This window comes from Paracoccus haematequi, from assembly GCF_900631945.1.
GTDB classification, from domain to species: Bacteria; Pseudomonadota; Alphaproteobacteria; order Rhodobacterales; family Rhodobacteraceae; genus Paracoccus; species Paracoccus haematequi_A.
Genome location: NZ_UZWE01000032.1, coordinates 1 through 13344 on the forward strand (window position 1 = coordinate 1; position 13344 = coordinate 13344).

Genomic DNA, 13344 nt, shown 5'->3' on the forward strand with positions numbered 1-13344 from the left:
AAAAAGCCCGTGATCTGCGCGACCGGCTGGCGCGCGGGGGGTGGGGACCGACATATCCGGGGCCGCGCTTGACGTGGCGCGCGGCAATGCCCGGATGATCGGGGTGACGGCGCGCTTTCGGCGGGCCGATTGGTTTGACGGTGTCACGGGCCGCTTCGATCTGATCGTGTCGAACCCGCCCTATATCGCGCTTTCCGAAATGGCGGGCCTGTCCCCCGATGTGCGCGACTGGGAACCTCATGGCGCGCTGACCGACGGCGCGGACGGGCTGACCGCCTATCGCGCCATCGCGGCGGGAGCCTGCGGTCATTTGTCGCAAGGCGGCCATGTCCTGGTCGAGATCGGGCCGACGCAGGCGGCTGCGGTCTCGGCGCTTTTTGCGGCGCAGGGCGCGGAAACGCGGGTAATCCGCGATCTGGACGGGCGGGATCGGGTCGTTATCGCGCGGTTTTCGGCCTGAATGCCGGGAATCCCCGGTCCGAAAGACGATTTTGCTTGTCAGGCCGGGGCGGGCATGATTAGTCGCCCTTGTGCCGGGGGCAGCGATGCCAACGCACGGGTCAGCCTGAAAAAGCCGATTCCCTGATGGACGCCCGCTCAGCGTCCCTTCGGGCGCAAGGCGCGGGCTGAACGGCGAAGCGCCCTTCTTGCGCCGCCGTTGCCGCCCCCGAAGCCGTCCAGATTCCTGGAAACCCAGATCACTACTGGAACCACAAACAGACAGACTGATGAGATCATCGAAATCCCGTTCGCGCAACAAGTCGAACCGCCAGCGTACGCTGGGCAACATCGTCAACCGCGTCTTCGACAGCTCTGGCCCCGAGGGCAAGGTGCGCGGGACGCCCCAGCAGATCATCGAGAAATACCTGGCCCTGGCCCGCGACGCGCAACTGTCCGGCGACCGCGTGGCCGAGCAGTCGTTCCTGCAACATGCCGAGCATTACACCCGGATGCTGGGCGAGGCGCAGAAGGAAATGGCCGAGCGCCAGCAGTTCCACCAGCCCCGGCAGGACGGAGATGAGGGACGCGAGGCCCAGCCGAACGGCAATGGCGGTCCTCAGCCCCGCGACGACAGCGCGCGCGACGGCAATGCCCGCGACAATGGCAACGGGCGCGACCATAACCGGCGCGACAACGGCCATCGCGACCATGCCAACCGCGATGGCGGCACTCGCGACGCGGGTCATCGTGATGGGGGCAATCGCGACGGGGGCGCCCGTGAGGGGCATCGCGAACAGCCCCGGCCTGAACCCGTGGCCGAGGTTCAAGAGGAGCTTCCCACCCCGCCGCATCCCGAACCCGTGATGGACGCCCCGTCCGAAGGGCTGCCGGATGCCGTCGCCACCTCGTCGGACGAAACCGCCGGTCCGGTCGAAACGCCCGAGGCCGCAGCCCCCAAGCCCGCCCGCAGCCGCGCCCCGCGTGCGCCGCGCGCCGAGAAACCGGCGGCCGAGACGGCCACGCCCCGCCCCCGCCGCCGCAAGGCCCCGGACGGCGAAGCGAAGGCCCAGGAAACGCCCGCAGTCGGCGAGGAGTGACGGAACAAGGCCGTGGGCTGTCAGCCAGCGGCCTTGTTCAATGCGCCTGCCGCGCCTCTTGGACGGCGCGGGCCAGGGCGCAGAACCGTTCCAGGTCGATCTCCTCGGCCCGTGCGGTGGGGGGGATCCCCGCCAGATCCAGCAATGATTCGATCTGCGGATGCAGCCCCCGCAGCGAGGCGCGCAGCATCTTGCGCCGCTGGTTGAAGGCCGCCGCCGTGACCTGCGACAAGACGCCTGGGTCGGCAGGATAGCGCGGCGCGGGCAGGGCGGTCAGCTGGACCACCGCGGAATGCACCTTGGGCGCGGGCACGAAAGCCTCGGGCGGCAGAGTCATGACGATCCGCGCATCGGCCCGCCATTGCGCCAGCAGCGCCAAGCGGCCATAGGCCTTGCCGCCGGGGGCGGCGACGATCCGCTCGGCCACTTCCTTCTGGAACATCAGCGTCAGCGACTGCCAGAAGGGCGGCCAGTCGGGGGGCGTCAGCCAGCGGATCAGCAGTTCCGTCCCGACATTATAGGGCAGGTTCGCCGCGATGCGGATCGGCGGGGTCAGATGCGCCAGCGGGTCGATCTGCAAGGCGTCGCCATGGATCACCGTCAGACGGCCGGGATAGCGGTCGGCGATCTCTTGCAAGGCGGGCAGGGCGCGGGCGTCCTTTTCGATGGCCAGCACATGGCGCGCGCCTTCGGCCAGCAGGCCGCGCGTCAATCCGCCGGGGCCGGGACCGATCTCCAGCACGTCGCATTGCGTCATGTCGCCCGCCTGCCGGGCGATCTTGGCGGTCAGGTTCAGGTCCAGAAGGAAGTTCTGGCCCAACTGCTTCTTGGCGCGCAGGTCGTGGCGGGCAATGACCTCTCGCAGGGGGGGCAGGTTGTCGATGGTGCTCATCGTGGCGCGGTCGAATGGGTATTTGGGCAAAGAAGAAGCATCACGCGCGCGCCGCCGCCATGGCGCGGGCCATGCGCAGGGCGGCGATGGTCGAGGCGGGATTGGCAAGCCCCTTGCCCGCGATGTCGAAGGCCGTGCCGTGATCGGGCGAGGTGCGGATGAAGGGCAGGCCCAGCGTCACGTTCACACCGCCGTCGAAATCCAGCGTCTTGATCGGAATCAGCGCCTGGTCGTGATAGGCGCAGACCGCCGCGTCGTATCGCGCGCGGGCCGGGGCGTGGAACATCGTGTCGGCGGGCAGGGGGCCGACCAGGTCCATGCCTTCGCCGCGCAGCCGGTTCAGCAGGGGGGCGATGCGTTCGCTTTCCTGGCGGCCCATCGTGCCGCCTTCGCCCGCATGGGGGTTCAGGCCCGCCACGGCGATGCGGGGGGCCGGAATGCGGAAATCGCGGATCAGCGCGGCATGGGTGATGCGGATCGCGTCCTCAAGCGCGGCATCGGTCAGCGCGGCGGGCACGTCCTGCAAGGGGATGTGGATGGTCGCGGGGACCACGCGGCAGGGCGGGGTCACTGTGGTCGAGGCCAGCATCATCGCCACCGGCACGTCCCCGGCCAGATGGGCCAGGTATTCGGTATGGCCGGGAAAGGCGAAGCCCGCGCCTTCCTTCAGCGCCTGCTTGTTGATTGGCAGGGTGCAGATCGCCGCCGCCCGGCCCTGCATCGCCAGGCCGACGGCGCGGGCGATGACCTCGATCACCCCCGCCGCATTGGCGGGATCGGGGCGGCCGGGCGTGGCGGGGGCGGCGAAGTCGTGGCGCAGGACCGGCAGATGGCCTGCGGGCACCGGATCGCCGGGGGCGGCGATTTCGGTGAAGGCCGTGCCGGGGGGCAGGTGGCGCGGATCGCCCATCCAGGCGAAGTCCACGCCGGAGGCCAGCGCCAAGGGTGCCAGTTCTGGCCCCACGCCCGCCGGTTCGCCGCAGGTCAGGATGATGCGGCCCGCAGCCATGGCGCCGGTCACGGGCGGCGGATGATGGCGTCGGCGCGCAGCTCGGCCAGATAGGCCTCGGCTGCGGCATTGGCCTTGCGGTTGAAGATCTCGTCGCGGACGGCCTCGCGCGTCGGCAGGGCGTCGGCATTGGGCACGGCGGCCTCGACCCCGTCTTCGGGCAGGGCGGTGGTGGGAACCTCGGCCATGTCGGCGACCAGGGCGGGCTGGCGCGAACACAGCATCACCAGATCGGCGGCGTTGCCGTAATCGACCACGCCGGTTTCGTCGCGGTCCAGGGTCGCCAGGCGTTGCGCGACCAGCGTGGGGATCGCGCCCTGAGGCACGGTCTGGCGCCGCACCTGCCCCGCCTGCGTGCCCGCCTGGATGTAGAGGTCGTCGCAGGACCGCGTGCGCGCGCCCAGCGTCGCCGCATCCGCGGCGCTGGGCAGCCGCAGGGTCGCATAGTCGATCACCTGGTCGGTCGCGCCGGGGCGCAGCGTGCCCTGGCTGTCGCGCAGGTGGAACAGCACCACCGCGCCCTCGACCGTCAGCGGCTGGGTCGTCTGGCCCGGTTGCAGCGCGGTGATGATCGGACGCAGGCTGGGGGGCAGGTTGTCGATGTTGACCCAGGCCAGCCGCCCGCCCGACTGCGCCGATTCGGCGGCGGAATATTGCCGCGCCGCATCCTCGAACTGGTCCGAGGACAGATTCGCCCCGGCGATCTGCCGCCCCAGGTTCAGCGCCTGCTGTTCCTGGCCCGGCGGGGCGGGAATGATCAGTTCGGAAATCAGCACCCGCGACAGGATCGGCGTTTCGACCTGGCGGCGCAATTCCTGGTCGACCTCGGCGTCCGAGACCTTGATGCGCGGCACCACGCGTTCGCGGATCACCGACCGCCAGACCAGGCCCGCGCTGACGAAATCGCGATAGGCCTGCGGCTCGACGCCGGCGTTTTCCAGGGCGGCGGTGAATTCGGCGGCCGACAGGCCCGCGCGGCTGGCGAATTCCTCCAGTCCGTTTTGCAGGCCCTGCTCGGTCGGGACGATGCCAAGCTGGCGGGCGGCATGATTGCGCAGCCGGTCGTCGATCAGCGCCTGCTGGGCCTCCTGTTCCGTGGTGCCCGGCGCGCCCAGGATCTGCATGAACTTCTGGCGCTGCTGCACCTCGTAGCGGGTGATGGCGGCATTGTTGATGTAGACCACCGGCTGAAACAGGCCCTGCGCCAGGACCGGCGTCGATGCCGCGAGGGTCGCCGCCAAGGCGAGGCCGGAAAGGAAATGCCGCATCTGCTGCCCCATAGGTTCGTTTCTTGGCGCGAGATTAGCGCAAGCAGGACCGGCGCGCCACCGTGCCTGGCAAGTCTTCCTGCATTCCGAACCCGCCCAGCCGGACCGACAGGCCCAGGCTGGTTTCCGGGCGCACGCTGTCCGAACTGGTGAACCGGCGCGAGACGCCCATCTCGACCGTCAGGCACTCGTTGCGATAGGTCAGATCCAGCGACGCCCGCTGCGCCTTGTCGGCGTCGAAATCATAGCGGGTTTCGGCATTGCCCCACCAGCCGTCGCGGATCTGCCAGCCGATATTGGCGACCAGCTCGCTGATCTCGGGCCGTTCCGGTTCCTGCGCGTCGCCGTCCAGCCACAGATGGCCCGCCGACAGTTGCAGGTCGGGCCGCAGCCAGCCCAGCCGCAATTCGTTGCGCGACAGATCCAGGCCGTCGTCGAACAGCGCCCGGTTCGCCAGGGCAAGTCCGGTGCCGCTGTCGTATTGCGCCGCGACCAGCCAGTCGGACCGGGTGGACGACAGGGCCGATCCGGGCGGAAAGGCCCGTTCGGGATCGGCGCGCAGGACGCGGCCGCCGGTCAGGGCCAGCGACCAGCCGGTCGGGTCGATCCGCGTCCAGGTCACGCCCAGATTGGCGCGCAGCCCCCCTTCGCGGGCGTCCCAGCCGGGAAAGCGGTTGTCGGAGAACAGGTTGCCTTCGTCGAATTCGATCAGGCGGCTGTCCTCGTTCGGGATGTCGTCGTCGGTGCCGGACGGGGAATACAGGATCTGCGCCACCGGCTCGACCAGATGGGTCGCGCCCCCGCCGCCGCCGATCAGGGGCCAGCGCAGTTCGACGCCCAGCATCGGGTCGACGCGGGCCACCAGATCGTCATAATCGCTGTCCTGGGCGATGCGATAGATGTCGGCGTCGATCCCGGCCAGTGCTGCGCCGACCACGCCGCCCGGCAGGATCTCGCTGCGGCGCCAGTCCAGCCCGACCGAGGCGCGGGCCATGTCGCGCCCCTCCCGGTCCTGATCCGAAGGGCGGCGATGCGCATGGACCGACCATTCCAGAAGCGCCTGCCCGCCGACATAGCCGGGGGTGAAGCGGCGCTGCCAGATCACGTCGGCCACCTGTGCGGGCGAGGTGCTGTTGTCTTCGTCGTCGCGCAGCGAGTGGTAATTGCCGACCCGGCCGAAGAACAGCTTGTCGCGGGTCACGCGGTCCAGGGTAAAGCCGCTCCACAGCCGGTCGGCCTCGGTGATGTCGTAATCCAGCAGATAGCTCCGGTCCGATGCAGTCTGCACCTGCACCCCCAGGCGATAGCCGCGCGGCAGGTCGATCAGCGCGTTGCCGAACAGATAGCCGCGCGTTTCGCCGGGCTGGATGTCGTCGCGGCTGATGGCGCCGTTCCATTCGGTCACGGCATTCGACCAGGCCTGGCGGTACCGCAGTTCCAGCGTCCGCGTCCGGCTGGCCGAGAGATAGGGCGTGATCGTCACGTCGGCATGGTCGCCCATGGTGACGAAATAGGGCAGCTTGATCCCGAACCCCAGCCCCGAGGTGGTGCGGAATTCCGGCCGCAGGACGCCGCTGCGCCGTTCCACCGTTGGATCGGGCGCGGTCACGGCGAAGGGCGCGGCGGCCAGCGGCACGCCGAAGGCGCGGAATTGCGGATGGTCGAAGGTCAGCAGCCGGGTTTCGGCGTCATGGGTGATCGTCCGGGCGCGGATCTCCCACAGGGGGGTGGGGTCGCTGGCGCAGACCTGGCAGCTTGAGGCGACGACCTGGCGCAGGGTGGTGGTGCGACCGTTGCCGGTCCGCGTCAGTTCGGTCGCGGCCAGTTGCAATTCGCGGGCCAGCACCAGCCGGGCGCCGCGGATGATGCCGTCCTGCAATTCGCGGTCAAGCTGGCCGCTGTCGGCGATCAACACGGCCTCGGCATCGGGGTCCGCCGCGCCGGGGCGGGACAGGTGGATCGGCCCTTCGATGGTCAGGCTGCCGGACGGCCCGTCGACGACGATGCGCGACGCCACCAGCCGGGCGCCCTGATACCAGACCACCACGCCCCCCGCCGCGATCAGCGTCCGGTCGCCTTGCAGGACCATGCTGTCGGCCAGCACCGTGGCCGCGTCATCGGCGGGGCCGTCCATCGGGCGGGCGGGCAGGGTCACGTCGGCATCGGGGGCCACGGCCTGCAAGGATGCGGCGCCGGGGGTGCGGTCGCCCAGGATGCTGTTGCCCAGGGGCGCGGCGGTCGGGGCCAGCGCGGCCTCGTCGTTCCAGAGGAAGGGGCCTGGCCCGCCAAGGCTGCCCGCGCCCAGACCCGGATCGCCGGTCAGCATCGTCTGGCCAAGCGCCATGCCCGGCAGCAGCATCAACAGGGCGGCGAAGCTATTGCGCATGGCGGGTGTCATCCATCTTCTCGGGCCAGGATCAGCGCCATGGCCAGCAGCCCGCCGACCAGCGGCGGCGTCCATCCGGCAAGCCAGGGCGGCACCTGCCCGTTGTCGCCCAGAACCTGCGCCAGATTGCGCAGGAAGAACAGCCCGATCCCCGCGCCGAAGGCCATCAGCACCGCGCCGCCGGTGTTGCGGCCCCGGACATGCTGCATGGTGAAGGCGGCGGCGATCAGCACCATGGCGCCCATCAGGAAGGGCCGGGCCAGTTCCATCTGCAACCAGACCCTGTGGCGCGCCGCCGAAAAGCCCGCCCGTTCCAGGCCCGCGATGAAGCCCGGCAACTGCCAGACCGGCACCGCCTCGGGGCGGCCGAAGCCTTCGCGGATGCGCTGCGCGGTCAGGTCCGATGCCAGATCCAGCCGGGGGGCCGATGTGGCGGCGGCCTGGGGATTGGGTTCGGACAGGGGATAGTCGCGGATGTCGGACAATTCCCAATGGCCGGGCACCAGCCGGGCCTCGCGCGCCTCGATCCGGCGGACCGGACCCCGGGCTTCGTCGAAGACCATGAAGGTCGCGTCGTAAAGCGTCGTCGCGTCGGGGCTGGCGCGGCGCGCGCGGATCACGATCTGGCCCGATTCCTGGGAATCCTCGATCACGGCCTGGCGCAGCCAGACGGCGCTGTCGCCGACCGAGACGGTCTGGCGGCTGTCGCTTTCGATCCGGGCCACGGCCTCGTCATAGCGGGCGCCCGTCACCGCCACCAGCGGGTTCAGGAAGGCCACCGTCAGCGCGCCGACCAGGACGGCGGCGACGGCTGGCGCGGTCACGACCTTCAGCGCCGACCGCCCCGACGCGCGGATCGCCACCATCTCCGACGTGCGCGCCAGGTTCAGAAACAGCGCGATCCCCGCCAGCACAGTCAGCAGCGGCAGGATCGAATAGAAGCTGGAGGCGACGTTCAGCCCCGCCAGCCCCAGGGCGCCCGCCAGGCCGATGTCGCGGTCCGAAAAGCGGCGGATCATCTCGATCATGTCGATCAGCAGCAGGATCAGCAGGAACACCCCGGCGATCATGACGAAGGACCGCAGGAAGCGGCGCGCGACATAGCGGGCCAGGATCATGCCGCAGCCCCCCGGTCCTTCAGGCGGCGCGGCCTGCCGGCCAGCCACAGCAGCCCGCAGCACATCACCGCCCCCACCGCCGCCGGCAGATAAAGCAGCGGCCACAGCGTCGGGTCGCGCCCCGCCTGGTCGGCCGCGGCATTGGTCAGGAACTGCACCACGATCAGCGCCAGGACCGCCCACAGGATCTGCCGCCAGACGCCAAAGCGCGAATAGCCGCCGACCAGCAGCGTGGCGAAGCCGATCATCGCGGCGATGGGCGACAGCAGCGGCTGGGCGATCCGCTCGTGCGCCTCGCGCCGGGCGTCGGGGGCCGAGGCGCCGGTCGCGGCCAGCAGCCCGGCATCGGGGTTCAGCAGCCGCAGGGTGCCGTAATCGCGCAGGTCGCGGCCCTTCCGGCCGCCGCCGGTCAGCAGGGCGCCGATGTCATAGCTGAATTCCTGGAATCGCGTGACCGCCAGCGACTGCCGGTCGCCCGACTGGCGCAGGTTCTGCGACATGCCGCGCAGCAGGATCAGCACCGGCCCGGTTTCGGCGCGCACGACCAGGGCTTCCTCGGAGGTGTAGATCATCTGGTTGGCGGGATCGCGCGCATCCTCGATGAACAGATCCAGCAGGCGGCCGTCGGCGGCGATGGCGCGGATGAACAGGGTGATGCCGTCGGTCGGATACTGGAAGCTGCCGGGGCGCAGGAACTGTTCGGTCACGTCCTGGGCCAGTTCGGCCTGCCGGTCGGCCAGCCGCGCGCGGGCCATCGGCACCAGCCCGTGGACCAGCACCGCCACCATCAGCCCCACGAAGACGCCGAAGACCAGCACCGGCCGCGCCAGCCGCCAGGGCGACAGCCCCGCCGCCTGCATCGCCACCAGCTCCGATTCCCCGGACATGCGGTTGGTGCCATAGGCCGTCGCCGCGAAGGCCGCGACCGGCAGCACGACCGAGATCACCAGCGGCAGCGTCAGCGCCGTGAATTCCAGCACCACAAGCGCGGTCTGCCCGTCGCCCAGAAGGTCGTCGAACAGGCTGACGGCCCGGTTGATCCAATAGACCGACACCAGCACCAGGGCGAAGAACCCGAACAGGGTCAGCAATTGGCCAAGGATATAGCGGTCGATCCGGGGCATGTCGCGGCGTTTGTCCTTGGGGCATGGCGGGCGGCGGTCACGTCTTGCTTAGCGTCACGGGCGGCTCTGGAAAAGGGTGCGCGGGGCGTCTAGGCTTTCATCCGCAGAATGATGAGGACGCCATGACCCACCCCGTCGAAATCACCTTCACCGAAACCGCCGCCGACCGGCTGGCCGGGCACCAGGGCCGCGTGGCGATCCTCGTCACGCCGGGCGCCGACCTGCCGCCGGGCCTGCCGGACGCGGCGCTTGCGGCGGCGCGGCGGGCGATGGAATCGAAGGCGGGCCGCGCGCTGAAGCCCGGCGCGGCGCTGGAACTGGCCTTCCCGGCGGGAATGCAGGCCGATGCGCTGACCCTGGTGGCGCTGCCCGACGACGCGACCATAGCCCAGGCGCGCAAGGCGGGCGCGGCCATCGGCGCCAAGCTGGGCCGCGCCCATACGCTGGTCCTGGCGGGCGCGCACCCGCTGGCGAACGAGGTGGCCTTGGGCATCGCGCTGCGCGGATACGACTTTTCCGTCTATCAGACCAAGCCGGTCGAGGGCGACGGCGAGGCAGGCGCCGACCCGATCCCGCAAAGCATCACGCGCGGGGCCGACAATGCCGTGCTGGCCGACGCCCAGGCGGACAGCGCGCCCGAAACCCCGGACGAGCCTGTCAGCGAAAAGGCCCGCGTCACCTTCATGGCCGCCGATCCCGAAGCCCTGGCGAAATCCGCCCAGGACGCCGCTGCCGTGGCCGAGGGCGTGTTCTTCACCCGCGATCTGGTCAACGAACCCGCCAACGTCCTGACCACCACCGATTTCGCCGACCGCCTGAAGGCCATGGAGGAGATCGGCCTGACGGTCGAGGTGTTGGAGGAGGACCAGCTTGCCGAATTGGGGATGCGCGCGCTGCTGGCCGTGGGGCAGGGGTCGGAAAGCCCGTCCAAGGTCGTGGTGATGCGCTGGAACGGCGGCGGCGATCAGGCGCCCCTGGCCCTGGTGGGCAAGGGCGTGGTCTTCGACACCGGCGGCATTTCCATCAAGCCCGCCGCTGGGATGGAGGAGATGACCATGGACATGGGCGGCGCGGGCGTCGTGGCGGGCGTGATGCGCACGCTGGCGCTGCGCCGGGCCAAGGCCAATGTGGTCGGGCTGGTGGGGCTGGTGGAAAACATGCCCGACGGCAAGGCGCAGCGTCCGGGCGACATCGTACGTTCCATGAAGGGCGACACGATCGAGGTCATCAACACCGATGCCGAGGGGCGCCTGGTTCTGGCCGACGTGCTGTGGTACGCGCAGACGCGCTTCAATCCGTCCGCCGTGATCGATCTGGCGACCCTGACCGGGGCGGTCATCATCGCGCTTGGCCACGACAATGCAGGCGTCTTCGCCAATGACGACGCGCTGGCCGATCACATCCTGGCCGCCGCGAAGGCCGAGGGAGAGGGCGCCTGGCGCCTGCCGCTGGGCCAGCCCTATGACAAGCTGATCAAGTCGCGGCTGGCGGACATGAAGAACACCGGCGGCCGCGCGGCGGGGTCGATCACGGCGGCGCAGTTCCTGCAACGCTTCATCCGCAAGAACACTCCTTGGGCGCATATCGACATCGCGGGCGTGGCCCTGCCGCCCGCAGCCACCGACCTGGCCCCCAAGGGGGCGACCGGCTGGGGCGTGATGACGCTGGATCGCCTGATCCGCGACCGATACGAGGCGAAATAGCCCCGGTGGGCAACGCGCTGTTCTATCACCTGACCCGCTCGCCCGCCGAAAGCCTTTTGCCGGTCCTGATCGGCAAGTCGCTGGCGGCAGGCTGGCATGTGGAACTGCGCGGCACCGATCCCGCGCGGATGGAGCGGTTGGATCTGCACCTGTGGCAGGGCGACGGCTTCCTGCCGCACGGATTGGCGGGCGGGCCGCATGACGCGCGCCAGCCCGTGCTGCTGACGGTGGCGGGACAGATGGCGGCAGGGCAGGCTGCGGCGAACGGTCCCGCCTGCCTGATGGCGCTTGACGGGGCCGAGGTCGCGCCGACCGAGCTTGCTGGGCTTGAACGCGCCTGCATCATCTTCGACGGCGGCGACGCGGCGGCCACCGCGCGCGCCCGCGACCAATGGCGCGCGCTGACCGGCGCGGGCGTCGCCGCCGAATACTGGTCCGAGGAATCGGGCCGCTGGGAACGCAAGCGATAGGCTGCTGCGGCAAAATGCGGCTTGCGCGCCGCCCGGTGGTTCTGGCATCGCTGTCGCCATGCGCCGCCGCCTGCAACCCAGCCTCGCCAGACTGGCCGCCATCGGCCTGATGCTCGCCGTCCTGGCGGCGGGCCTGGGCGCGCGTCCCGTGCCGTCCGAGATGGAGCTGCGGCTGGAAGCCTGGGCGATGGCCGGACTGTCGATAGACGACCTGTGCGCCGACCATGGCACGACCGGCGCGCACAAGGCGCACTGCCCGCTGTGCACCCTGGGGGGGACGCCGGGCCTGCCGCCCGTCACGGCCGGTCTGCGGGACGCCGAACAGCGCATCCTGGCCCGCATCGTCCTGCCGCAGATCCGCCGGGCGGCCGGACATGCGCGCGATCCCGCCGTTCCGAAGCGCGGCCCCCCGCAACTGATCTGAATCAAAGCCGCGCCGCTCCGCAGGCGGCAAAAGCCACCGTCTTTCAGATCGAGCCAATGCCACAGATCACCATTCCCGCGCGGGCCGATGCCGCCCGCACCTCGCTGCGTCCGTTCCTGCTGCGGATGCACTTCTATATCGGGCTGTTCGTCGGCCCTTTCATCTTCGTCGCGGCCCTGACCGGGCTTCTGTATGTGCTGACGCCGCAGATCGAATCGGTGCTGTATCGCGGCGCGCTGTATACCGACAGCACCGGCCCGGCCCGCAGCCTGGCCGATCAGGCCCTGGCCGCGCGCGATGCCCTGGGCGCCGATCTTGCGGTGTCCGCCGTTCGCCCCGCGCCCGCACCGGGCATGACGACGCGGATCATGTTTTCCGACCCGGCGCTTGGCGAATCGGAAAACCGCACGCTGTTCGTCGATCCCGCCACGCTGGAGATCCGGGGTGACCTGACCACCTATGGCACCAGCGGCATCCTGCCGTTCCGCATCACGCTGGATTATCTGCACCGCAACATGCTGATGGGCAATGCCGGGCGCTATTACAGCGAGCTTGCGGCCTCCTGGCTGTGGGTGGCGGTGCTGGGCGGCATCGCGCTGTGGGCGACCGGACCGCGCAAGCGCCGCGCGCTGTCCGCGATGCCCGCCCCGCAGCGCCGCCGCTGGCTGCACGGGACCATCGGCGTTACGCTGGGGATCGTGCTGCTGTTCATTTCGGCCACGGGACTGACCTGGTCGCAGCAGGGCGGCGCGCGGTTCCAGGCGCTGCAGGACCAGCTTGGCTGGAACACGCCCTCGGCCAGTGCGGCCCTGGCCGGTCCGGCGGTCGCTGCGTCCGAACACGGCGATCACGGCGCCCATATGCACCACGACCCCGCCGCGCGCGAGGATCGGCTGGACCGGCTTGACGCCGTGGCCTCTGCCGCCCGCGCGGGCGGCATCGATTCCCCGATGATGGAGATCCGCCTTCCCAAGCCCGAACAGGCCTGGGTGGTGCGCGAATACGACCGAAGCTGGCCCACCCAGGTCGATACCGTCGCGATCCATCCCGACACCATGCAGATCACCAGCCGCGCCGATTTCGCGACCTTCACGCTGATCCCCAAGCTGATCCGCTGGGGCATCGACGCGCATATGGGAATCCTGTTCGGGGTGCCCAACCAGATCCTGATGGCCCTGGTGGCGGCGGGGCTGATGGTGATGATCGTTTACGGTTACCGGATGTGGTGGACCCGCCGTCCGGCGGCCAGCGAGCCTTTGTCCGACACCTGGCGCCGCCTGCCCGCTGCGCAGCGCGCGCTGTGGCTGGCCCTGGCCGTCGGCCTTGGCTGGGCGCTGCCGGTCCTGGGCGTCAGCCTGGCGGGGTTCGTCGCCATCGACCTGCTGCGGTCGCGGATGGCGTGACATGGGGCG

The 13344-nt window shown here is 70.2% G+C and carries 12 protein-coding genes; 6 read left to right on the plus strand and 6 right to left on the minus strand.

Going from position 1 to position 13344, the window contains the following annotated elements:
- Nucleotides 1–40: 40 nt before the first annotated feature.
- Together PARHAE_RS11500 and PARHAE_RS11505 are read left to right on the plus strand one after the other, a co-directional pair.
- On the plus strand, nucleotides 41–460 hold the full coding sequence (locus PARHAE_RS11500) for a N5-glutamine methyltransferase family protein (protein ID WP_338142924.1): 420 nt from the start codon (nucleotides 41–43) through the stop codon (nucleotides 458–460).
- Between the two features lie 268 nt (nucleotides 461–728).
- Nucleotides 729–1538, plus strand: coding sequence for a DUF4167 domain-containing protein (locus tag PARHAE_RS11505; protein WP_126154765.1), 810 nt, complete (start codon nucleotides 729–731; stop codon nucleotides 1536–1538).
- 37 nt (nucleotides 1539–1575) lie between these two features.
- Here the strand turns inward: PARHAE_RS11505 and rsmA are convergent, their stop codons facing one another.
- From rsmA to lptF, 6 genes are read right to left on the minus strand one after another with little or no spacing between them, the layout of a single operon-like run.
- Nucleotides 1576–2430 (minus strand): 16S rRNA (adenine(1518)-N(6)/adenine(1519)-N(6))-dimethyltransferase RsmA, encoded by an 855-nt coding sequence (gene rsmA / locus PARHAE_RS11510; protein WP_126154766.1) that lies wholly within the window; start codon nucleotides 2428–2430, stop codon nucleotides 1576–1578.
- 40 nt (nucleotides 2431–2470) lie between these two features.
- Complete coding sequence (pdxA, locus tag PARHAE_RS11515; protein WP_126154767.1) at nucleotides 2471–3439, minus strand: 4-hydroxythreonine-4-phosphate dehydrogenase PdxA; 969 nt, start codon at nucleotides 3437–3439, stop codon at nucleotides 2471–2473.
- Nucleotides 3440–3447: 8 nt separating this feature from the next.
- Entirely contained in the window at nucleotides 3448–4707 is a 1260-nt protein-coding gene (locus PARHAE_RS11520) for a peptidylprolyl isomerase (RefSeq protein WP_126154768.1), read from the minus strand.
- A gap of 34 nt (nucleotides 4708–4741) precedes the next feature.
- Entirely contained in the window at nucleotides 4742–7093 is a 2352-nt protein-coding gene (locus PARHAE_RS11525; protein WP_241232786.1) for an LPS-assembly protein LptD, read from the minus strand.
- Between the two features lie 8 nt (nucleotides 7094–7101).
- The gene (gene lptG / locus PARHAE_RS11530) at nucleotides 7102–8211 is read right to left on the minus strand and encodes an LPS export ABC transporter permease LptG (protein WP_126154770.1); all 1110 of its coding nucleotides are present in this window, start codon (nucleotides 8209–8211) and stop codon (nucleotides 7102–7104) included.
- Entirely contained in the window at nucleotides 8208–9335 is a 1128-nt protein-coding gene (gene lptF / locus PARHAE_RS11535; protein WP_126154771.1) for an LPS export ABC transporter permease LptF, read from the minus strand. The genes lptG and lptF overlap by 4 nt, the downstream gene beginning before the upstream one ends.
- Nucleotides 9336–9457: 122 nt before the next feature.
- On the opposite strand from lptF, the gene PARHAE_RS11540 reads away from it, so the two are divergent.
- From PARHAE_RS11540 to PARHAE_RS11555, 4 genes are read left to right on the plus strand one after another with little or no spacing between them, the layout of a single operon-like run.
- On the plus strand, nucleotides 9458–11038 hold the full coding sequence (locus tag PARHAE_RS11540; RefSeq protein ID WP_126154772.1) for a leucyl aminopeptidase: 1581 nt from the start codon (nucleotides 9458–9460) through the stop codon (nucleotides 11036–11038).
- Nucleotides 11039–11043: 5 nt separating this feature from the next.
- A complete protein-coding gene (locus PARHAE_RS11545) occupies nucleotides 11044–11508 on the plus strand; it encodes a DNA polymerase III subunit chi (RefSeq protein ID WP_126154773.1) in 465 nt (154 codons plus the stop codon).
- 58 nt (nucleotides 11509–11566) lie between these two features.
- Nucleotides 11567–11932: a hypothetical protein gene (locus PARHAE_RS11550; RefSeq protein ID WP_126154774.1), complete on the plus strand. Its 366-nt coding sequence runs from the start codon at nucleotides 11567–11569 to the stop codon at nucleotides 11930–11932.
- Nucleotides 11933–11988: 56 nt separating this feature from the next.
- Entirely contained in the window at nucleotides 11989–13335 is a 1347-nt protein-coding gene (locus tag PARHAE_RS11555) for a PepSY-associated TM helix domain-containing protein (protein ID WP_126154775.1), read from the plus strand.
- Nucleotides 13336–13344: the final 9 nt, after the last annotated feature.